Origin of the sequence: Nisaea sediminum, from assembly GCF_014904705.1 — a bacterium.
Taxonomy (GTDB): domain Bacteria; phylum Pseudomonadota; class Alphaproteobacteria; order Thalassobaculales; family Thalassobaculaceae; genus Nisaea; species Nisaea sediminum.
Genome location: NZ_JACZCQ010000016.1, coordinates 72,614 through 95,143, shown reverse-complemented (window position 1 = coordinate 95,143; position 22,530 = coordinate 72,614). Strand labels below are relative to the sequence as shown.

15 protein-coding genes and 1 tRNA gene are annotated in these 22,530 nt (G+C 50.8%); 11 read left to right on the top strand and 5 right to left on the bottom strand.

The genetic code is table 11. The features are described from left to right. Nucleotides 1-13 precede the first annotated feature (13 nt). The 4 genes from IG122_RS23415 to IG122_RS23400 all read left to right on the top strand — a co-directional run bounded on the left by IG122_RS23415 (nucleotide 14) and on the right by IG122_RS23400 (nucleotide 4,022). Nucleotides 14-90 (top strand) — tRNA-Met (locus IG122_RS23415). A 136-nt stretch (nucleotides 91-226) separates the two neighbouring features. Further along, nucleotides 227-1,423, top strand: a complete 1,197-nt coding sequence (locus IG122_RS23410) for a tyrosine-type recombinase/integrase (RefSeq protein ID WP_193188990.1) — start codon at nucleotides 227-229, stop codon at nucleotides 1,421-1,423. Between the two features lie 191 nt (nucleotides 1,424-1,614). Beyond that, on the top strand, nucleotides 1,615-3,180 hold the full coding sequence (locus IG122_RS23405) for an ATP-dependent nuclease (protein ID WP_193188989.1): 1,566 nt from the start codon (nucleotides 1,615-1,617) through the stop codon (nucleotides 3,178-3,180). Between the two features lie 89 nt (nucleotides 3,181-3,269). After that, on the top strand, nucleotides 3,270-4,022 hold the full coding sequence (locus IG122_RS23400) for an HNH endonuclease (protein ID WP_193188988.1): 753 nt from the start codon (nucleotides 3,270-3,272) through the stop codon (nucleotides 4,020-4,022). Between the two features lie 70 nt (nucleotides 4,023-4,092). On the opposite strand, the gene IG122_RS23395 is transcribed toward IG122_RS23400, so the two are convergent. Beyond that, nucleotides 4,093-10,245 (bottom strand): HTH domain-containing protein, encoded by a 6,153-nt coding sequence (locus IG122_RS23395; RefSeq protein WP_193188987.1) that lies wholly within the window; start codon nucleotides 10,243-10,245, stop codon nucleotides 4,093-4,095. A 171-nt stretch (nucleotides 10,246-10,416) separates the two neighbouring features. Next, a complete protein-coding gene (locus tag IG122_RS23390) occupies nucleotides 10,417-11,340 on the bottom strand; it encodes a tyrosine-type recombinase/integrase (RefSeq protein WP_226893891.1) in 924 nt (307 codons plus the stop codon). Nucleotides 11,341-11,755: 415 nt separating this feature from the next. Between IG122_RS23390 and IG122_RS23385 the strand changes: the two genes are divergently transcribed. Together IG122_RS23385 and IG122_RS23380 are read left to right on the top strand one after the other, a co-directional pair. After that, entirely contained in the window at nucleotides 11,756-11,977 is a 222-nt protein-coding gene (locus IG122_RS23385) for a hypothetical protein (protein WP_193188985.1), read from the top strand. A gap of 489 nt (nucleotides 11,978-12,466) precedes the next feature. Further along, complete coding sequence (locus IG122_RS23380; RefSeq protein WP_193188984.1) at nucleotides 12,467-13,441, top strand: calcium-binding protein; 975 nt, start codon at nucleotides 12,467-12,469, stop codon at nucleotides 13,439-13,441. Between the two features lie 189 nt (nucleotides 13,442-13,630). Here IG122_RS23380 and IG122_RS23375 read toward each other — a convergent pair whose 3' ends face one another. Further along, nucleotides 13,631-14,404, bottom strand: a complete 774-nt coding sequence (locus IG122_RS23375; protein ID WP_193188983.1) for a hypothetical protein — start codon at nucleotides 14,402-14,404, stop codon at nucleotides 13,631-13,633. 100 nt (nucleotides 14,405-14,504) lie between these two features. Here IG122_RS23375 and IG122_RS23370 point away from each other — a divergent pair, with 100 nt between their 5' ends. The 3 genes from IG122_RS23370 to IG122_RS23360 all read left to right on the top strand — a co-directional run bounded on the left by IG122_RS23370 (nucleotide 14,505) and on the right by IG122_RS23360 (nucleotide 17,224). Next, nucleotides 14,505-14,810 carry a hypothetical protein gene (locus IG122_RS23370; RefSeq protein WP_193188982.1) on the top strand — a complete coding sequence of 102 codons (306 nt, stop codon included), beginning with the start codon at nucleotides 14,505-14,507 and terminating at the stop codon, nucleotides 14,808-14,810. A 44-nt stretch (nucleotides 14,811-14,854) separates the two neighbouring features. Then, nucleotides 14,855-16,315 carry a type IV secretory system conjugative DNA transfer family protein gene (locus IG122_RS23365; protein WP_193188981.1) on the top strand — a complete coding sequence of 487 codons (1,461 nt, stop codon included), beginning with the start codon at nucleotides 14,855-14,857 and terminating at the stop codon, nucleotides 16,313-16,315. Nucleotides 16,316-16,444: 129 nt separating this feature from the next. Further along, on the top strand, nucleotides 16,445-17,224 hold the full coding sequence (locus IG122_RS23360; protein WP_193188980.1) for a phytanoyl-CoA dioxygenase family protein: 780 nt from the start codon (nucleotides 16,445-16,447) through the stop codon (nucleotides 17,222-17,224). Nucleotides 17,225-17,252: 28 nt separating this feature from the next. Here the strand turns inward: IG122_RS23360 and IG122_RS23355 are convergent, their stop codons facing one another. Continuing rightward, nucleotides 17,253-18,134 carry a hypothetical protein gene (locus tag IG122_RS23355; RefSeq protein ID WP_193188979.1) on the bottom strand — a complete coding sequence of 294 codons (882 nt, stop codon included), beginning with the start codon at nucleotides 18,132-18,134 and terminating at the stop codon, nucleotides 17,253-17,255. 18 nt (nucleotides 18,135-18,152) lie between these two features. Next, on the bottom strand, nucleotides 18,153-19,199 hold the full coding sequence (locus IG122_RS23350) for a tetratricopeptide repeat protein (RefSeq protein ID WP_193188978.1): 1,047 nt from the start codon (nucleotides 19,197-19,199) through the stop codon (nucleotides 18,153-18,155). A gap of 437 nt (nucleotides 19,200-19,636) precedes the next feature. On the opposite strand from IG122_RS23350, the gene IG122_RS23345 reads away from it, so the two are divergent. Together IG122_RS23345 and mobQ are read left to right on the top strand one after the other, a co-directional pair. Continuing rightward, nucleotides 19,637-20,137 carry an antirestriction protein ArdA gene (locus IG122_RS23345; protein ID WP_193188977.1) on the top strand — a complete coding sequence of 167 codons (501 nt, stop codon included), beginning with the start codon at nucleotides 19,637-19,639 and terminating at the stop codon, nucleotides 20,135-20,137. Nucleotides 20,138-20,678: 541 nt separating this feature from the next. Then, nucleotides 20,679-22,478, top strand: coding sequence for a MobQ family relaxase (gene mobQ, locus IG122_RS23340; protein WP_193188976.1), 1,800 nt, complete (start codon nucleotides 20,679-20,681; stop codon nucleotides 22,476-22,478). The last annotated feature ends 52 nt before the right edge of the window (nucleotides 22,479-22,530 follow it).

The following is a 22,530-nucleotide window of genomic DNA, read 5'->3' as shown; positions in this document are numbered from 1 at the left end:
TCAGCACCCATATCGCGGGGTGGAGCAGCCCGGTAGCTCGTCAGGCTCATAACCTGAAGGTCGCAGGTTCAAATCCTGCCCCCGCAACCAAATATCCCCAAACATTACAACCGCTTAGGCGTATCCCGCCCTAAGCGGTTTTTGCATTTTAGGGCCAAGAATGGCGTGCCCATATTGTGCCCACTTTCCCATATGCCCATAATTAATAGTTGAGGAGAGTGTGATCATGACAATTCACACGATTTTAGGCGGCAAAGTCCGCGTCTATAAACGAGAAAACAGCCAATACTGGTACTGCGCAGCCCGTTTTAAGGGGCGCAACATCAAGACCAGCACCAAGGAAGACAGCCTGGCACGAGCCAAGGACTATGCCGAGGACTGGTACCTCGGAATGCGCGGCAAGCAGGTCAACGGCGAGCTGAAGCCGAAGGAAAAGACATTCGGTCAAGCCGCCGCTAAGTTCATCGAGGAATACGAGATCCTCACGGAGGGCACTAGAAGCCCGAAGTGGGTACAAGGACATAAAGACAGGCTCCGCCTTCATCTTCTCCCCTTCTTCGGGGACATAGGCCTCTCACGGATCAATGCCGGCACGCTGATGGACTATCGCGTGCACCGTAAGAAAACCTCCCCTACCGGTAAGCCGCCGGCGCACAACACCGTTCACAATGAGATCGTCACGCTTCGACAGGTCCTGAAGACCGGGCTTCGCCACGGCTGGATGCCGTATTTGCCGGATCTTTCCATGCCCTATGGGACGAAGACGAAGGTCACGACCAGGGCATGGTTTAGTCATGCTGAGTACAAGCAGTTGTACGAGACCACGCGCCGGAGGGCGCAGGAGCTTAAAGAAGGTACGCGTGACAGATGGCACGCCGAGCAATTGCATGACTATGTGCTTCTAATGGCAAATACGGGGCTCCGCCCCGACGAGGTGAAGCTGCTTCAGTTCAGAGACGTGGAGATCGTCAAAGACGAATGGAGCGGCGACCTCATTTTGGAGATCAGGGTACGCGGCAAGCGCGGTGAAGGCTGGTGCAAGAGTATGCCGAATGCCGTGCACCCGTTCGAGCGCCTCAGGGACCGCCAAAGGAAGCTGACGTGGCGCGAGGGCGAAGATTGGCACGAGACGCGGCCGGAAGATCTTCTGTTTCCGTCAGATCATAAGAAGGCGTTCAACAGTGTGCTTGCAGAGTGTGATCTGAAGCTCGATCGCGAGGGTAAGCGGCGAACTGCCTACAGCCTGCGGCACTCCTACATCTGCTTCCGCCTTATGGAAGGCGCGGATATCTACCAGATCGCCAAGAACTGCCGCACCAGCGTTGAGATGATCGAGAAGTTCTATGCCTCGCACATCCGGACGGCGATCCGGACTGAGGGAGTGAACCGCCTTGCGCCGCGCCGACGGGTTGAAAGACCCTGAGAGGATAGGAGAATGGACGATCGTCAAGGTGAACGTCGATCTGACGACTAAACAATTCGCGTCAACCTCGTTATCAAAGTGCGTTAGAAAAGAAATTAAAAAACGAGGCATATTGAAAGTAGCTTCAAAAAAGCATTATATTCAAAATACATATGTGCGTTTAGTCTTTGTGAAAATAAAGAAAAGAAGAAATGAAATTTATAGTCGTCCCAAATGATGAGCGTCACGCGCCCAAAGATGCGATATCAAAAGGATATTTGTGGGAAGATAATTGGAACGATTGGTTCGTTTATCGAACGATGTATTTCTTCACCTATTTTGATAAAAATGGAAAAAAGCACGAAATCGGTCAGGTAAAAATAGGCGAATTTGATTGGGAGACAGGTCAAAGACGGCCCAAGCTACCGAGGAATTTTGACCGTCTACCGAGAGAATTTTTCTCACTAGGTCAGGACATCGACTATTACCAGGCCTTAATGGAAATCCCCGAAAACGAGCGTTATGAGATATTTCAGGCGCTCCGCGATGTTGCTTTCGATGAGCAGCTTTATGCTAGAGCACTCGAAGAAGAGGTGATGAAGGAATCTTTGATGCGGTCAACAGGACCGCGCAAAGTCGAAATTCAATACAGAGCTGTCTTGCAGGATGGTGTTGAGCTCACCCCGTACAAATTTTCTTATAGAGCGGCTAGAACGCCGAAATCTCTTACTGACCCAGTAGAGCTTGAGTTTGAAGTAGAGCCTGGCGCATCACCGCCAAATAACATTCACATAATAATCGGGCGAAATGGTGTCGGAAAAACTCGACTATTAAATGGAATGACGCGGGCTCTGGTTGATCCAAAATCGACAAGACGGAGAGATGGAGCTTTTTCATTTCAAGAAATGGACTTTGAATTCCTAGGTGAAGATACGGAGACTTTTGCAAATTTAGTGAGTGTAACATTTAGTGCGTTTGATGATTTTCTCTCGATTGAAGAGACGCCACGCGCCCAAAGAGCAATAATTGGATATACCAACGTCGGCCTGCGCAAGCGCGTTGGAAGCGGTGATAGACAAAGAATTACCACGCTGAACATCGAGAGTTTGAGTTCGGACTTCGCAAAAAGTGCAATGATCTGCTCAAGAGGCCTGCGACGAAAACGTTGGAAACGTGCACTGGAGACGCTTGAGACCGACAGTCTATTTGGCGAGATCGAGGTCGCTGAGCTGGCTGACATCGAGGATGAAGATGAATTCCTCGAAAGAGCTAAGTTCATGTACAAAAACCTAAGCTCTGGGCACAAGATCGTGCTGTTAACGATCACAAAGCTGGTTGAGCTGGTTGAAGAAAGAAGCCTTGTGCTCATGGATGAGCCGGAGGCGCACCTTCACCCACCTCTCCTTTCCGCATTCGTTCGAGCCCTCTCCAATCTGCTCACTAATCGTAACGGTGTGGCGATTATCGCCACACATTCTCCTGTGGTGGTGCAAGAGGTGCCGGCGTCATGTGTTTGGAAGATTTCACGGCATGGATTATCGTCTGCGGCCGATCGACCTGAGATAGAAACTTTTGCTGAAACGGTTAGCGTCCTAACCCGAGAAGTGTTCGGGTTGGAGGTGGACCGATCAGGCTTCCATAAAATGATACGTGAAGTCGTTGGCCGGCATGATTCATTTCAGGCGGTTATGAGCGAGTTCGATGATGAAATTGGCGCCCAGGGCCAAGCATTGATCCGTGCGATGTTAGCGCAGCGCGAACGTCGAGGGCGCGACTAATGTGGGAGGTTAGACAGCCAACATTTGACGTTGGTGACACGTTCGATGAATGCACAGGGCTGATCCGGAATAGAGATCTTAGAGGCCGTATGGCAGGCATCCGGCAAGATATTCTGGATCTATCGGATGATTATGACAGCCTGGCTGAAGACGGTGAAATGCATCTAATTTCTTCGCACACCTCTGGAGTAGGGAATGTCGAAGGAAAAGATCTTATCAAGAATTATACGCTCCGGATGGCTCGCAAAGGTGTGCCCGCACGTGCCATCTATGACGCCCTGATGATTTTACCAAAGAACAATCGTTGTCCTTACTGCAATTTTGGTTCGATAGAATCTTTGGACCATATTTTGCCAAAAGCCGTCTATCCCGAGTTTTCCGTAAAACCAATGAACCTCGTTGGTTGTTGCGACCGATGTAACAAGAAAAAAGACGATGCATTTCCAACTTGCTCCGATGATGGCTTTCTTCACCCTTATTTCGAGCATGTTAACCACGTAACTTGGCTGGTCGCCGATATCGAGCGTACGACGCCAGCAGCCGCTACCTTTAGAGTAGGGGCTCCCAATCTTGATAGCGACTTGCTCGCCCGCGTGGAGAAGCAGTTTGCACACCTTGAGCTTGACCGTGTCTATTCAGATGCAGCAGCAGAAGAGATCGCTGATATTGAAGATGCCCTTATCGAAGTTTTTGACGCGGGCGGAGAAGCTGCTGTTTCAGCCCACCTATCTACGCAATGCCGTTCGCGTCGCAGAGCTAATTTAAACTCGTGGAGGGCGGCTTTGTATGACGCCTTGGCCCAGTCAGATTGGTATTGTCGAGGCGGCTTTCGGACCGAGTAGTGGCTTTGACTTGAGCCAATTATCTCTATTTCCAGATATACCGTTTAGATATTTGAGGCCTTTCTGCGCGTCATTTCTTACAATTTGAGACTGCTCGCGCTGGCGCTAGATACGGATCAAGCTCCTTGGAAAGTTTTCTTAGAACCCGGAAAACAGCATTTAGGTCAGAGAGTTCTTCACCGGGCTTGCAAATGAGTGCAAGCCTTCTTGCGGCAGTACCTAATTGTGTTCGGTATTCGTCAATATCTGAGAATCCTGCACACGCACTCAAGATAATCGCAAATAGGCCTGTTGCGTTTGTTCTCGGTTCAAAAGACGTTGCCTCGTCGAAGCATCGTTCCATAACTGCTGATGCTAGTTCTTCAGATTTAGTGGTACCAGAAATATGAGCAAATATTTCGAGGAGCCACAATTCGAAATCATTTTCGCCAAGTGGCTTGTCTCTATTTCCTTTCACTCTTTCTACGATGCAAGATAACAGGTCCGCCGGAGGTTTAGAAGTATATGCAATATGCATTAATCCGGGGACATCATTAATCGGTTGGGCGCTTGCCATTCCGTCTTTGATCGATTGCAGCATCTCGTCAGGGAGTTTTTCAGTCGGATGTTCGATGAACTCATCCAGCGGTCCAGGAAAGAAATGATAGCCCGATTTAGGCTTACCTTCCGAGGCTTTCACAGCGGATGTAAGGATACTTTTCCATTCAGCAGGTTGCTGATCTTGAGGTAGCCGACCGAATGCATTAACAGCGCGGCCAATCGTTTCTGCATAAAGCTGCTCTGGGAGTATCCAATCAGACTTCCACCGCGGGGCAGATTGCCGATCGAGCAAGCTAAGCCAGACATATTCAAAAGCATTCCCCTGAATTACCCAATCAAAGAAGCCGCTCCCATCTTTGATGCCATTCATCGCGTCTGTAACTAGGCCGGCGTGAGTCAATGCGAGGAGGCGCCTCCAGAAGACGGGAAAACCCGAGTGCTCTGGATTCTCTGCCAAATGTTGCATTGCCAGGATAGAAACGCCCGAAGCGATTTGGCAGCGGGTCAACGCCGCTTCATCAGCGATGGCTTTGTGAAGGAACTTGCTGCCGAGCTCTTCATATCTGGGATCAATTTCCAGCCGCGCGGCGCAAATTTGAAACCCGAATATCAGCGAGAACGGATCATCCGCGTCGAGAAGGTCTGATATGTCGTCAAAACCATAGCCATCCAGCAAATCATGCGGCACCAACGCATCCGCGATCGAACTAAAAGCGATACGCCGGAGGGCGACTTGTGGGTGGCGTTTGATAAGGCTTTCACGCTCTAGTCGTAGCGGTCCAACTATATAATCTTCGAAAGATGCCCCATCCGTCGGCAGGGCAAGGAGCGCACTGCAATACGAGAGATTTTCAGGGACAAGGTTTTCAGAACTGAACGTTGTTGTGGACTGAATAAAGCGATGAAGCGCCTCAGGCGTACTCGATACGGATTGCTTAAATTTGAAAAACAGATCGGACGTTAGCGCGCCCTTTTGTCCGGCATCTCTCCAAAAATTTTCGTCTAATTCGGAAAGAGGAAACTCGGCGAGGAGACGGCCAATGGCGGTTTGGCGGATTATCGCTTTACGTGATGCTGGTGCGACATCGTCAAGTGTGAACCAAATTCCCTTAATTTTGATTTCAGCGGTACGGCCGTCACGGCACCTCACTTGAGCGTGGATGGTTTTTCCATTTGAAAGGTTAATCTTGGCCGTTTTTTTATTATCGACGGCATTTTGCGCGGCACGGAAGAGCTCATTTTGCGTTATCTTAATGCCCGAGCTTAGGTTTACGAAGGTAGTAGTGTCAATGTTGAGCCGCTTGCAGAGCGCGCTATCGGAAAGTAATTCTTCGCGCATTTCGATGGGAATGGAATCGAGTAGAAATAAAGCGGCCATTTGAGTGCTGGATTGCTCGATGTCTTTCGCTAGATCATTTGAATGTTGCTCAATCATATTCTTAGTGAATTCAAGCAACGTATTCCAAATGTGGCCTCGGTAACGACGGAGTGAGGAAGTGATCCGTTGGCTAACCCATTGGTGAAATGCGGCCCTGCGCTCACCTTGCAAATTGATAGAGACAGTGATCGCTCCCAACTGTCCGGCAGTCTGAGCTTCAGCGACTCGCCAATGATCTGCGTTTGTCGGATCATGGATCCACTCCGTAGGCACCGGCAACAGGTCAAACATCCAATCCGACCTCGCGATAGCGTGATCTAGATCATGAGGTTCCGTCCATACTGAACGCAGAGCCTGGACCACTGCCATCCGGACGTTATCAAACCAAGGTCGATCGATGGGCGCAAAGCAGGGCGTCATCAAGGGAAGCAGGATGCTATCGCGAATTGCGCGCAGTTCCAGTGTCTCGACCAGTTGGCCTTCGGCAATCGGCGCGGCGAGAATTTTTGCTAACAACTCGTCAGTTTCAAGGGGCGCGGCGTAGAAACCTGCCTTCCGGAGATTCTGCCGTGATTGCCAGCGTGCCTTTTGATCTGGTGCGCCGGAAGGCTTGCCTGTGAATACAAGATCGATGACGTCGAATACATTTGAAGTGTTACAAGTGTGACCTTTGCGGTCAGTCCAAGTCGGCGAGTGATTGAGGTACCGATCGTCTACGACTACGGCATCTGCGCCTGACACATCTGACAGTAGATCCATGGTCGGCGTTGGAGATGCTTCGGCCAAATCTCCATCGGAATCTTCCCCCGAAGATAGACGTCGCGACGTGAAATTCAGCTTTCTAGAGTCAAGTAGCCGTTGGATTATCTCTCGAATTTCGTCGATCGCTTTAACCAACTGACTAGTTTGCGCTTGGTATTTGATCGTATCGCGAGCCAAACGCACGATATCAGGATGAATGTATACGGCCTTAACAAAACGAGTTAGAGGGTGAAGTATTCCGACAAAATCTAAGTAGGTTACCGCAATATCATCAAGGTAGATATTTTGCTTGTCAGAAATAGCGAGGGGCGAAGGCCAGCCCACATCGACATTACTGAGGTAGTGGGTAGCGGCTTCGTCAATTTTTTCCTCGATGGCGCCTTTTGAGCGTAGGAACGTCAGCACAGAATGCGTATCGGTCAACACTGAGGGAAATACACTGACATCAACGCACTCTTCTAGCAGAGATCCCCTCTTGGGAATGGGCGCTCGTGTCACTACCAGGCCGCCATCTTGGTCGGCCGCCGCAATCATTGCAGCGAGATCGTCCGATATCTCTGCAGCTTGAGCGATTGATGGCGTTGAACTGAGCTGCATTTCTTTAAGCTCGCGGTTATTCACCAGAGAGAGTAGGCGCTCAGCCTTCTTAACCTGCGAACGCTGGTAATCGTTCAAGCGTTGTCGCTCAAGAAGAAGGAGGTGGAGGGTTGATGGTGCAATCAAGGGGGTCTGAACTGATTTGAGTGCACGCTCAAGTAAACCAAGATGGTGTAGAGAAATTAAGGCAGAGATGTCGAAAGCGACGGTATCGATATTACTAAGATCACACATGCGGCCGTGACCGGCGGCAGCAAAGACCGGATATGGCACCAAACTCTGATCTCGCTCCAGATTTCTAATTGCTTGGCCCAGTGTCCTATCTAATATTTGGCGATTGACTGCAGATGCAGCAATAAAGCAAGGGATCTCGGCGCGTTGAAGTTTTTCTTCAATGTTTCTGGAGCGATCATTCCATTGAGGAAGGCGTTCTAGCATTTCTTTGATCGAGACACGCTGTACCGGCCCATCGGGACCAGAGGTCTGTATTGCCTTCTCAAGCCAGTCCGTCTCGGCCTCTGTCCCGCGTACGATAGCGAGTCTGTAAGCACTAAGATTCACTTCAGGATTTTCTGGCTCCCGCGTAAGTGCGGCATCCCTGAAATGGTTCACATAGTGGCTATCCAATTCGTGAGCAAAAAGGGAGAGCCGGATTAGATCATTTATAGGCAACTCGTTAGAGCGAGCGGCTTCATGCGCGAGAATCCTCTGTAGGTCGCCCCAATCACCGCTTTCTACCGCTGTCATAATTGCAAGTTCGCGGGCGCTGCCAGAGCCGGCATCGAGAGGAATAGATCGACTGATTTCGCGAGCTTCCATCACGCGTCCCAATCGACAAAGAGCCCAACCTTTGATCAGTCGGAGTTCAATGGAATTCTGGATAAAGGCATCAAACTTATCGCAGAGTAAAATAGCATCTTCAAAACGCTCATCGTCGTACAAGCATTTCAGAGCTGTACTAAAATCGTCGTACCCATTTGTTTCGTTAGCGAGGATTAATGTGAAATGCGCTAGGTCCGATTTTTCGCCATTTAATTTTAGTTGCTCAATCAATAATCGTAGGTCGGTCGTATTTTTTTCTTTTTCATATCGGTGTCGCAAGCGTCCGATTTCATCTTTGTTTTCAATGCTTTCAATAAGATCGAGAATTTCTGATGCGTCACTCGGGTCGAATACCTTTGACGCTTCATTTTTTAATAACTCATAGGCTTCTCCGAAACGCGAGCATCTCGCAAGAGCTTCAATTCTTAAGCGCCAAATGAGCGATTTGCCGATCGCTTCTGACTTTAGGATTTCCTCTCCGTGAAGGTCGAAAAGGTTGCAGATCTTTTCGGCATTTTCCGCATGGACTGCGATTGCGATGACGGCGGTCGTTTGATCTTCTGTCCAGCCGCCAACGGATTTTTGGGCTGAGAGACTACGCATAAGAGCGTCTTGATCAAAAGGCACGCCATAAGATAACGCGAATCCTACTCTGGAATAGGTCCGGTTTGGGTCGCTTAGTTCGGCTTTCAATCGATCGAGAGCTGCGTCTCGTGTTTCTTCATTCTCGAGCGAAATCCATAGAATCAAGTTTTCTACATACTGAGGGATGACGTCGATACTGAAGCCATCGAGAAATCGTTCCAGCCGATATAGATCGCCAAGCGCTTCTTTAAGCGTCGTTTGCCCGCGAGGGCCGGGCTCAAAACCAATTCGTGACAAAGCAATTGGCAGTCCCTTGAAGATAATCCTTCGGCGATCACGCGGGAGGATTGATGCTAGGCGCAGTTCCGATCGGATCAGCAGTAAGACGGGAGCCTCTTCAAAATAGGGCTCGGGAACATCGTTGATGAATTCGATTGCGGCGTCGAATCTCTCATTTAGCGAGAGCTGTACTAAGACATTATGAATGCCCATTGGCGAAAGATCAGAGGAAGACAGTTCCTGATCTAAAACCCAGTTTAGCCCGTGGCCCTGGCCATGGGTTTGGTCAAGGACGCCCATCAATGCTGCACGGCTATCAGGGTCGAGTCGCGAACGTAATGCTCGAAGAGCTTCGTCGCTACTACCCTCAGCCGCTTTAAGGAGCGCCCTTGCAATAGTCAGATCCCTATTGGGATCAAGTCGCGCAGAGGATTCCAACCAAAACTTCAGTTGCTCGATTGGGGTGTCTGTCCAGTTGGCGCGTACCGCTCGATCGGAAATCTCTGCACGTAGTCGGTCTGACGTCAGAGCCAGATCTCCTGATATTACACGCTCAGCCAGCTTAGCTAGTTCGCTGCCAGTATCTGAGCCAACAAACCCTCGCTTTATGAGGATGTCTCTAAGCTCACGTTGGGCCGTCTTGTTTGCATACTCCTCTGAAAGTACGCCGGCCATTGGCGGCAGCTGAGAGTCCAGTTTTCGGGAAAGCTGATCAATCTGACTGCTAGTCGCGGCTTTGGCTTGATTCGCTTCGATCGCCTCCAACCTCTTTGTGTTGGCGGCTATTGCAGGACTGTGTCCAGGGTCGAAGGCTTCCTTGGCGGCATCATGTTGGTTGATTTTCTGGCAGAGGGTATCCCAGCCCCAGACAGTAATCCGGAGTGATCGTCCCGCTCTTTCTTGCTCAATGGCGAGTCTTTGAGCGAGTTGATCAAGTTTCGTGTCATCTTTAGATGTTGCGACAATGATATATTCGCGTAGCGGAGGGGTATATTTAAGTGCCTTTTTAACTTCTTCTTTAACTTCGGATTCGTGGAGCCTCGACTTTCCTGTTTTTAGTTTGCATTGTATTCCGACAATATGCTCAGGGTCGCTAAATCTGTTTCCAACAACATCTACGCCATCTTGCCCCTGCCCTGAGGTGCCGACGGTCTTAACATGTGGATCCGAGAGGATTTCTCTAAATAGAACAACGCAATTTTCTTCAAACTCTTTGTCGTTTGAAGGCTTTCGGATCTCTGTCGCTTTATAACCAGCCATTTGCTTATCTGGACCAGAAAAAGTAGAAATATGCTCTCACAACTAACGGATTTATCACGGATAGTCAGTCAAATTTCTACTTTAATGGTATTTATGATTCCTCGCGTTATCGTAAATAGATTTTATTGATTGTATAAGGAAAAATAATAAAAGAAAGATTGTTGAAATTTTTTATAAGAAATCAAAAAGTATATTTTTTATCGTATTTTGATCAATTAGCGTTCTTCGGTCATATAGGCTGGTGGTTCGTGTGTTCGAATGGGCTGCCATAATTGATGCCAATTCGATACTCCCTCCGTTTTCAAGGAATGCTGTTATGCCGGAGGCTCGAAATGAATGACAGGTTGTGTGGGTTGCCAATCCAGAAGCTTTCCGTCGTCTCTGTACAATAGCCCAAGCATCTCTGCGATCGAGACGTCTACCGCTGAATATGCCGCCTCGTCGGTCCATCGCACGAAATAGAGGCATGTTGACGACAGAGGTCGGGACGACGCCCAAATATGCCCCGATGTCAGCCTCCAGTTCCGGGTGTAGCGGCATGACGTGGTCCTTTCCTCCCTTTTCGCGCAGCCGGACCCATGTGTGCCCGCCCTCGGCGAACAGATCCCCGATATTGACGCCGACGGCCGCGCTGACGCGGGCGAAAGTGTAGAGCATGAAGGAGATGAGGGCGCGGTCACGAAGGCCTATCAGCGTGTCAGTCTCGATCGAGTCCAGGAGTTGCCGCGCCTCTGCTGCGGTCAGAACAGGCGTTTTGCCCACTCGGATGCTATAGCGCGGTCCCTTCACGGGGCTCGTGGGATTGCTCGGCACAACCTGTTGGATGACGAACCAGTCATAGAGCATGCGGATAGCCGCGAGGTGCAGCTTAACCGTCTGCGGCTGCCGGATCTCCGTCAACATCTCGATATAGGTGGCCACATGGATTGGCCGCACCGATGAGAGCGTCAGGCCGTTTTCGTGGCTCCAGGTGAAAAAAGCCCGAACGGCATGATGATAGGCCGAACGCGTATTCGGGTTCCGTATGCGTACGGTAAAAAATTCGAGGTAAGCGAGGATCGCATTCTGATCGGCTTCGCGCACGATCGCCGGCAATGAGATGCTTGGGCCGCGCGGCCCTTGAAGAGAGTCCATTTGTGTAACGCGCTGATCCGTAAACCTTTCCTCCTTTGTCCGTCATAACGCCCTTTATGTCGGGTTAACCGCACCGGTGAGCCTTCGTCGCGGACTCGTGGCGGAATACCCTTTAACTCATGAAGAGTGCAGGCGAGGTCCGGGTAATCGGATCAGTCGTTCTTGCTTGGGCTCCACTTCGCTGCGGTTGATCGCAAGGGGAGTCTGACATCTAGATTCGAAGAATTCAAGCGCGTTAACTAATAAAAAAGCCTGACACAAAGGGCGTTATGTCAGGTGATCGTAATAAAACAGCGCAAGTGGCGCTTTTTTTTATTTCTTGCTTCTCCCCTCCTTGCGGCATCGCACTTCTGCACTCCAGCCCGAGAGGTGTCTCATGTCTGTTTTCGGTAAAGGGTACTCCAAGTCCAACGGCCAAGGCCGGACCAATCACTACAACGGCAATGGCAAATACACCGGTCACAGCCATACCAACAGTCGTGGCGTTACCAGTCATCACACCGCCGGCGGCAAGCACACCGGCACCACTGGCCGGATGAACTTCGACAAAGCCGGCGGTTTCAAATCCGGCGGCGGCAAAGGCAAAGCCGGTTTCTGAACCCACGTCCCGAGAAACTTCAGCGGGGCGTGAGCCCCGCTTTTCTTTTGTGAAGGAGAAGCGTGCATGGAATATTCCCGCTTGAGCCGCACGCACTTGTTAAACATACTAGCCGAACGTGCTCAGTTGAGTGCGCGATCCAGACAGCTAGATGAGCGACTAGGTCCATGCAAAACAGCCCTTCTTAATATATTTTTAGAAGAATTGTTGCGCCGTTTTGCACGACCAGTGCGTCTAGAAGTATCTAAAATCAGCTCTCTAAATTCGCCACCGCATATTTGGCTCGCGTGTCGGATTTCATGTGTCAGAGAGCCTTTGCTTAACCCCATCCCAATACGCGTGAGACCACAAATTCTCGTTAGTGGTTGAGCACGTTCGCAGCTCGCAATTCGCAGATTTGTGAGCCTAATCGGCGTGCTCTTTCTCGGAATCTTATTTCCCGCCAAAGGCACGTCGCTTTCTTAAATCTAAGAAAATGAGGAGACTGCCATGCCTGTTATCAACGGCACCAATAGCTCGGACTTTTTTCTACTCGGAACCGATGGACGTGACACGGTGTTCGCGCTCGACGGTAACGATTTCGTCGCCACCTACTCCGGTGATGACCTCCTCTATGGCAACCGAGGGAATGATGACCTCCACGGCGGCTTTGGCAACGACACGCTTTTCGGCGGTCAGGGCAATGACGAACTGACAGGCTCGGGCGGCGCAGACCTGCTCTACGGCAATCAGGGCGATGATCTTCTCTATGATGCGGGAGCTTCAGGATCGAGCCCTGCCGAAGAGCGTGACACCATGTATGGAGGTCAAGGCAACGACACGGTTTCCGCGTTCGACGGTGCCGATCTCATCTACGGAAACGCTGGGAATGATGTGCTTGTCGGCGGGAATGGCAGCGACACCATCTTCGGCGGCCAGGGCAACGATGTCATCAGAGGTGCTGGCAACGACACGGCCGGCGATATGCTTTACGGCAACCTCGGCAATGACGATGTGATTGGTGGCGATGGTGCTGACACGCTCTATGGCGGTCAGGGTAACGACCTAATGCTCGGGAACAACGGGGATGACACGATCAACGGCAATCGGGGAAACGATGCGCTGTCCGGCGGTTCAGGGAACGACGTGCTGCGCGGCGGCAGCGGTGATGACACCCTCCATGGTGAGCGCGGCGTAGATCAGCTGTATGGCGGTGCTGGTGCCGATGTGTTCCGCTTTGGCAATCGAGGTATCTACGACACGGACGTGGACCAGATCTTCGACTTCGAGAAAGGCGAAACGATCGACGTTGATCTCGTGAGGGCTTCAAACCTCTTCGTTATCTCCCGAGACGAGCAGATCGAGGTCGAAGTACGGGATGGCAGCACCTTCGTGCGTGCGGCGCCTGGAAGCGATGAATTCCGCGACATCGTGGAGCTTGTCGGCGTTCAGGTCGATAAATCCGATATCGGGTTCATCTTCTAGGCGATCGACCACTTGGACCCCGCCGATTGTCGGCGGGGTCTTGGGGGAGGCGTCTTGCAGCGCGCGGGCGAAACTCGATCAGTGCCATTATCAGGGCGACGGCCCCTTGAATCATTGCCACGAGGATCTGGACGGTTAACCGCATCACCAGTGCCGCAAGCTGAGCGATCATGCGGATGAAGCTTTCCATCAGCTCATGATGACGGAGAGCGGCTCACCGAGGAGGAACTCAGAGATCTCGCTCGGCTCGCCGTCGGCCATGATCTTTTTCCATGTTCGCATAGCGACCTGAAACACCGGATCGAACGCAGCCTTAGCGGAAAGCACATTGTCCTGGAGGCAGGCGCGGCAGGCCATTTCCTGAATGTTGGTTGCCTTTACCGGGGCTCCTGTCTTCTGGTTTTTGGCCGGTCGCAGAATGCAATCGCCCCGATTGAAGAGAACCGCGCAGGAGACGCTGTTGAAGTGCGCGTCGTTAATCTCTCCCAAGCCATGCAGGAAATTTGTGATCTTCAGCATGGCGATTTCTTGCGCGCTTAGGTCATAGACGTATCGGGCAAGCTCAAAGTTCTCCATGCCGAACTCCAGTGATGACCGGCGATATGCCGTTGCGCTGGCGCCGATGATGGAACCCACCATCGCCGTGTTGCTGTGCATCTGGACGCCGCTGTGTTGGCCGGCGAAGCGATCGACGTAAGGCGCTTTAAGTCGATGAGGTTTGTCGTAGAGCGCGAAGAACGCGGAGACATCGATCGACAATTGATTGCTCGGATCGGTGAACGTCACACAGAGATCTTTTAGCCGCTGGAGTGCAGCCTGCTGTTGGCGCTCGGCTTCGACTTCTCGGCGTCTTTCACTTTCCTCCGCGCGGCGCATCAAATCAGCGATGCGCTGATCCTCGCGAGCCTTGAGTTTGGCGTTATGCGCATCGATGCCGGATCTGATCCTGCTGAAGAGTCCCATTCCCCACTCCCCAAATAGCCCCTTTCAATGCGCGAAGATTAATCAGACAATACAATCAATACGAGTCTTTCTTTGGGGTAAATTCATGGATCAGAGGTATATGCCGACCGGCAATCCGATGCGATGGACCGGGAACGTCTTCGCCGTCCTCGCTTTCGTGCTCTTAGCCGGCCTGGCCTTGGACTGGCTTGCGGGCTGGGGTGCTTATTGTTGGATCCGCATACAGATCGGGGCGTTGACCTACCTCTATGGCGCCACGATCGGCGCGCTCGCGTTGATCTTTGCCGCTTTCAGGAAATTCAAGCTGGCAGCCGCAATCGCGCTCCCCGCCGTGTTCCCCATTTTCTGGTCGATCCTCGAACGAGAGACGGGTTTCGCTCCTGTTTGTGCGGTTGCGGGCTCGTAATTCTCTGATTTTGTTCCTAAAATTATATTAGAGGGCGATTTATCGTGGATGTTTTTACGTGGTTTGTCCGCCAGACACTTCGTTTGGTCTGGTTCGGACTCATGCTGGTGGGAACTGGGGTGCACCGGCTGCCTCGCTCTATCCGCTATCTCCTTGGATCGCAGACTAGGGATACGCACGGATCGGCGCGTTTTGCCAATCGCCGACGCATGCGCAAGCTAGGACTCTTCGGCAACCGCGGCTTCATCGTCGGAAAATATAAGGGCCGCCTGCTGCGCTACGGCCAGGGTGAGCACCTTCTGACTTACGCCCCGACGCGAAAGGGCAAAGGTGTTGGCGCGGTGATCCCGAACTTGTTGGATCACCCGGGCTCTGCCGTAGTGATGGATATCAAGGGAGAGAACGCGGCCATAACGGCGCGCCGGCGGCGCAGCTTCGGGCGCGTGTTAATCTTCAATCCCTTCAATCTGGAACACTCGGCCAGATACAACCCCATGGACTTCATCCGGCCGGATCACGCCGAGGATGATGCCGAGGCCTTGGCGGATCTCTTAGTGATCCCTTCCGGCCATGAGCACTTCGACCCGCTGGCACGGGCGACGGTCATGGCGATGGTGCTCCATGTACATCACACCCATTGGAGTGAACCGGAGGCCCGGACACTTCAGGAGGTGCGCCGGCTGCTTGCGATGTCCAGAGACGACTTCGAGGAGTTTCTTGAGAGCACGCTAATGCGCTCGCCGGTCACGGCGGTGCGGAACGCTGCAGCGACCATACAGAAAGCAGCGCCGGAGGAGCTGAGTTCGATCCTGACCTCCGCCAGCCGCAACATGGGCGTCTGGGACAAGCCCAATGTAGAGGAGGTCTCCTGTACGTCGGATCTTCATCTTGAGGACCTGAAGAGCGAGGTGGTGAGCATCTATCTCACCATCCCGCCGGATGCGCTGCATACCTACTACCCGTGGCTACGGGTCATGGTCGGGCAGCTGATAGCTGCCATGACCCGCGCGCCGGCTAAGCCGGAAAACCCCGTGCTGTTTATGCTCGATGAGTTTCCGGCGCTGGGCCGCATGGCCGCGATCGAGAAAGGCATCGGCTATCTGGCCGGGTACGGTGTGTCGCTCTGGCTGGTCACGCAGGACCTGCACCAGGTTGCTACGGTCTATAAGGGTGAAGCGTGGAAGAGCATGGTGGCGAACTGCACGATCCGGCAGTGCTTCGGCGTACAGGACGCGGATACGGCGGAGCTGGTTTCTCGCATGCTCGGGACAACCACCGTGCACTCACATAGCGAAGGCTATACGAGCAATGTGGATCAGATCCTAGGGCGGCGCAACGAGAACCAGTCGGAGGCCGGGCGTGCACTTCTAACGCCTGGAGAGATCCTGACGTTAGAGGACGACGAGATGATCTTGTTCTGTAAGGGATGGCCGGTGCGAGCCGAGAAACTTGACTATCGCGAGGGACGGAGCTTTAGAGGAACATGGGATAAATGGCCAAATTAATTTTGGCAAGAAAACTCACTGTGCGATTTAAAAATTATTATTCTAGGAATACGATTGCTATTCGAGGCTGGCCTCGAAAATATATCTGTCTGACAGGGCAGAATGTCATAGAATCAAGGATTATAAATAATGCAAAATGAATGGGAGCAGGAAATTTATGAATTTGATACTCTAGGATATACAGTGATAGAAAAATGCCTGAACGCCAATCAAATTAATAAAATTACGTCGTTTTGGGAGAAAAATTTAGTAGACTTTTCATTGTGCGACATAAATTTCGAATGGTCAAATGAATGGTCGAATTTAATAGATAATGAAAAATATTTCGATATTTTGAATTATTTGTTTGATGGGAATTTCCGTCTAGATCACGCCTATTGTGCGGATGAAAAGTTTCTAGATAATGTAGAGAAACTTCACCATTCTCCGAATCCGAATTTGGGTTTATACCATTTTTATCATGCCGGAAAGATCTCACCTGGTCTGGTAACAATTAGTATTTCTTTATATGATATAAAAGACGATCAAGGTGGGTTTATATGCGTGCCAGGGTCGCACAAGAGTTATTTTCCTACGCCAGATAAATATTTCTCTGTAAGGAATAACAATCACTTAGTGAGTGTGCCTCAATCAGCTGGATCAGCAATTTTATTCAATGAAGCTTTGTTGCATGGAACGCGATTTCCTTCGTCAAAGTTTAAGCGTAAAAGTATATTTCTGAGGTATTGTCCAAGAGGACTCGCTTTTCGCAAGCCTACATTTAAAGCTAATAATCTTCCGGAGACACCGATGCATGAAGGGCGGCGGGAAAAAGTATCTCAATCAAGCTCTTCATTGAGCAAAAGACAATTGTACCTTATTGAAGAAATGGCATTTGTTCGGGGTAGAAAGAATATTGATGAATTATAGTTTTCTAAAAAAGTTCTTTTTTTGTATTCTAATTCATAACTCCAAATATTACGGCCACATCATCGGAAATTTTAAGTCTCGGATATGTATGGCAATCCTTATCATCCATCTCTATATTTCGCAATTCTCTGACTAGTTTCTCCGAACCGATTTTCGAGACTTTTTCTATTAGTTCATGTGCGCTATATTTTTTAAATAAATCAACCAGTCGGAAAAAACCATCGCTACATAACAGAAATTCTATCTTATCTGTATGAATAATTTTCCTACGATATGGGATTTTATTAATATTTTTGCTGTTAAATCCAATAATTGTTGGGGTCTCGAAAGAATGCTGCTCTTCCCTTCTGGCGCGCAAACCGTCAATCAATGTATTTCGTTTTTCATCATCATTACCTGATTTCTTTTTCGGCATAGATGCTATTTTCGATCTTATCGCATTTTCAACTAAATTCTCCGCAGGTGGGCGAATTTGCCACACACTATTGTCAGATCGAAAAATAGAGCTGCAATCACCAAGATCAATTTGTTCGACCAGTTGGCTACCATTATTCATTTTTGTGAATTTAACCCATGTCATGGCTGCAATAGGCCAAGCATATTTTGGAACGTTTTGTAAAGAACCAACGCAATTTACATATTCAGACTTTACGTCATCTATTGTGTTTTGCAAAACATCTACGTAATTTTTGTGTATCTGGGAGTACGCTCTTAATTTTCTACTAATTGAATTGGCGAACCAGTTGATATCACCATTCTCGCTGTCTATGTAGTTTTTGTCAGCAACTGAACTTCCTCCGTCAATTACCCAGACAGCGGAAGTGTTTTCGTCAATCTCAGAGAACCCTATAACATCTTCATTATTCTTAGTTTTAGATTCTGATTCGGAAAAATGATCAAGAATTTTCATGGTCCACCTTTTTCTTGCTTAGGGGGATGGAAAATATCCCTGCAGCCCCAATAAGCTCATTGATAATAGAGAAATTCCAATTAACACGCCAGTCATTAGTCGGAATATTTTTGTGTTGTCCATCAATATTATGTTTAGTACAGAGAATGAAAGCGAAAGTACGCCCCCGATACCGATGATGAGAAATAGAGCCTCTGTTGGTGGAAATTGTACTGAGGTATTGATGGATGCAAGTACAAAAGTAACAACCGCGATGAAAAAAGCAAGAATTTCAACCACATTAGTTCGGTTTTTTGATGCTTCGCTTTCGATTTTTTGAACTGCAGATTTTATCGAATTATCGATTTCATCGATCCTAGTATCGAGAATATGAATCTGTTTCTTTGATTCAATTTCAAGTAAAGTTGATGCGTAACTCTGAATTCGTAATACGTAATCAGAAATATCACTATTCTCTATATCGATTGATCTCTGAGCTGACGAAAGAGCTAAATCGTATTCGCCTATTGCAGATAACAAGCGAGCATTGGTTTGATAGAATTTCGCATATTTTGGTGATATTTGAATAGAGCGATTAATTATGGTTAGCGCGTCATCCATATGCCTGGTGAATATTTTTTCTTCAGGATATAGCTCTATCGCTTTTGCCACTAATTCACTAAAGGCATTTCCAAGAAAAGCATTTTCCTCATGCATCGAAGAAATTTTATAAGATACTCGAATACCTTGAATTAACTCAAATTGATTCGGGGAGTTTTTGTATGTTGCGGCATATAACTGGAAAAGATTTTGATTTGAAAATAAATCCGAGAATTTATTTATCAAATTTTCGACGTTATCATGATTTAAAAATCGTCTGTGATGTTGTAATAATATGCAAAATGATAGGAATCGAAATGATTCATTTTTTGAATTATCTTCTATCCATGAGTTTAATTTATAAATTGAAGCATTATAATCGTCAAGATTTTGATTTTTAATAGAGACGGCGATGTTTTTAATGTCATCGAGTTTTTCGAATATATTGCTATCACAGAGTTTATTTATGTTGCTTGTTAAATCCATGTGGGCTGCCCTAATATGTTAGAGATTGTTCTAGTTCCTGCGTATTCAGTGTATCTATAACTAATTTGCAAGATGGGTCTGGTTCCGAAATTTGAGCTAGAATCGTATGATTCCCATAATAATCTGGTAGGAAGAAAGCAAATTCGTCAATTCCTTCGGGATGCGGTTTGCGAACTCTCTCAATGTATCTCGCTGTGAAAGGTGTCGTTCTTAACCCATCGCCGGCGGAAAGCGGCGATTCTTATGCTTGTTGGTCGTTCCAGTTCTCGCCTCTCTGAAATTACGCTTGATCGTGGCCCAGCGTGGGCGCGGCGCAATGGCCGCCCGCTCCGTATCGCTGCGCTTTCCGTGTTGGCCATGTGCCCCACGCCCTGATCCGCAGGGCCCTCCGTTCCGCGCTTCCAGCAAGGAGGCGATGAACGAACGGAGAAACGATCATGACCAATACCTATCACGCGACGCCCTACGACATCTCGGCAACGGGCTTCTATTTCAGCAGCTATGACGACTATCTCGCCAAAGCGGCCGACCATCGGAATGCCTATGGTCAGATTGTCGAGGAGTTCGAGATCCAGTTTATCGACGGAGATGCTTTCGCACTCTTCGATGCCTTGGAAGTCACCCAGGCGACGCTCTCAGCTTGGTTCGACCAGTTTGAGGGCCTGGATGGCGACGAAGCACGCAAAGCCATCTATCTCGCTTCTCACGAAGGTTGCGCAATGGATCAGATTCTGGAGCAGCTGGAGGACGTCTATCTCTTCGAAGGCACTGCAACGGAATACGCTGAGAGCTATATCAAAGAAACTGGCTTGCTGGACCAGATCCCCGAGAACCTGCGTTTCTATTTCGATGTGGAGGCGTTCGCTCGCGACCTTCAGCTCGGCGATGATATCGCCGTTATCGAGATCGATGAGCGAAGCTTCGTCGTCCAGCGATGACCGGGCGTTCTCGGTCCCCGCCCAGCCAGTGGCTGGGCGGAAAATTTTTGTGCCCTAGCTCGTGTGACACTCGTTCGAGCAGTAGTAGCACCCGTTGGACTGCGGGTAGGTCTTCTTTGCCTCTCGCACGGCGGGGCCGCAGCTTGTGAATTCTCCGAGATATTTTCGGTTATGTTCCTCGGGCATGAATGAGCAACCGTGCTTATGCACCTCGTGATCGCCGTTATCTTGGGCGTTCTTGTTGACGTAATAGCGGGCCATCAGGCGTGTCCTCCAGTTTGAGGGTTGAGCACAACCTTAATCCGATTTTTGTTGGTATGCAGGGCGTCGAAAATTGCCCATCGAAACAGTTATTTACCCGTGCATACGATGGTATTTTGGGCGCGAATCTGCCAATTTCTGCGGATTCGTGACGGATGTCGGGTTGCGTCTTTCGGTTGAAGGCATAAGTATGAGGAAGGGCTAATAGCGCACTTATACATTGGGCGAGCCCAACATAGGTGCGCCGCTCTGAGAGCGGGGTAAAAAGGCGGAGGCAGCCGTGGCGATCTACCACCTGTCGGCGCAGATCATTAAGCGCAAGGACGGACGATCAGCGATCGTGGCTGCCGCATATCGCGCCGGCGAACGGCTCGTGGACCGCGAGACCGGAACTGTCGCCGATTATCGGAACAAGGGCGGGATCGTCCACACCGAGATCCGAACCCCGCAGAATGCTCCCGAATGGATGCAGGACCGCGAGACCCTCTGGAACGTCCTGGAGTACAAGAATCGGCGCGTGGATGCGCAGCTTGCCCGTGAGATGAATATCGCGCTACCGCGCGAGCTGCCGTTCGAGCAGCAGAAGGAACTTTTGCGCCGCTTTGTCGATGATCAGTTCGTGGCGCGGGGCATGGTCGCGGATCTCGCGATCCACCACGACGAAGAGAACAACAATCCCCATGCCCATGTGATGCTGAGCTTCTATGCCGTGAACGATAACGGCTTCCTGAAGACGCGGACCCGCGAGTGGAACAGCAAGGATTTCCTGACTGACACACGCGAGGCCTGGAGCGCCTATGCCAATCGGGCGTTGGAAGCCATGGGGCATGAGGAGCAGATCGATCACCGTACTCTGGAGGCCCAAGGCATCGATCGGATGCCGACCATTCATGAAGGACCGAAAGGCCGCAAGGCGCGGGATAAGGGATACCGCCCCGCCTCCAAAGTCATAGACATGCAGACCTATGCCGGTCGCCGTCGGCAGCTGAACTATCAGGAGCTGGATGAAGGCCGCACCCGCGCCCAGCAGAATGCGCGCATTCTTCAGTTCAATGAGCGCCAGGTCACGAAGCGCATCGCCGAGGCGTTCGATGCGGTCGATAGCTGGATGCGGCTGCGGTTCATGGAGGCGACGGTAAAGCGTGCCGGCACCCGTCTGCGCGATGCGCGACGGGCGCGCCGATCGGCGGACGGCTCCATCCGGTTCTGGACCAAGGTGCTGAAGAGCCGCCAAAGGGCATCGAGAGTCGAGCGTGTGCTCCGCAATCGGCCCTGGCGGGTGAAGCGGCAGGTTCAGCTCATCGGCATTGCCGAGAAGAAGCTGAAACAGGCGAAGCGGCGCTATGCGATTGCACGCCAGCAGGAACTCTCAGCAGACCGGGACTATCGGCGCGGGAAGCTGGCGCTTGGCCGAGACCGGCAGGAGCGCCACGCGCGGCGGCGCCGATCGGTGGCGCGATGGACTGGCCTCATCAGTCGCGTGGCGCCGCATGAGATCCGTTTGGATCGCATGCCGGAAGGTAAGCAGGATCCGCGTTGGCCGAAGGTCATGGGCTGGCTGGCCGAGGCGAGCCAGAGGCAACCTGTCCGTCAGCCTCCAGCGGCTGCAAATGATGAGCGGCCGGGGGCCGGTATCCCACCCAAACCCGCCCCGGTGGAAGGCGCTGGAGAGGAAGACGGAATCAGCTCGGTGTCTGCGGCGTTGGCGGCGCGGGATGCGCTGGAGCAGCAGCGCGGGCGCATGGAGCGTATGGAACGGCTCCGAACAAAGGCGATGCAGCTGGAGCACGCCGTTGCGCAAGGTGTGGTGTCGTCGGAGGAGCTGCAGGCCGTAGAAGCAGAGCGTGCGGAATTGTCTGAAGCGGCCGGTGGTGAGGATGCCTGGGCGCGCGAGGGCGAGCTGAAATCTGCCTACAACGAGGCGTTAGGGCGGCTGGACGTGTCAGAGGTGCAGAGTGCCGAGATCAGTGAGGAGGATCGGGAGCTGCTGTTGGCGGCGAAGCGCCGGCAGGAGGCCAAAGCTCAGCGGCAGGATCAGCGTCACAAGATGCATCATGTGCACCGGCATAAGATCAGTTAGCTTTCCTCGGTAACCTCCTTGGGTCGGTTCCCCTCGGAAATAGAAAGCCAGC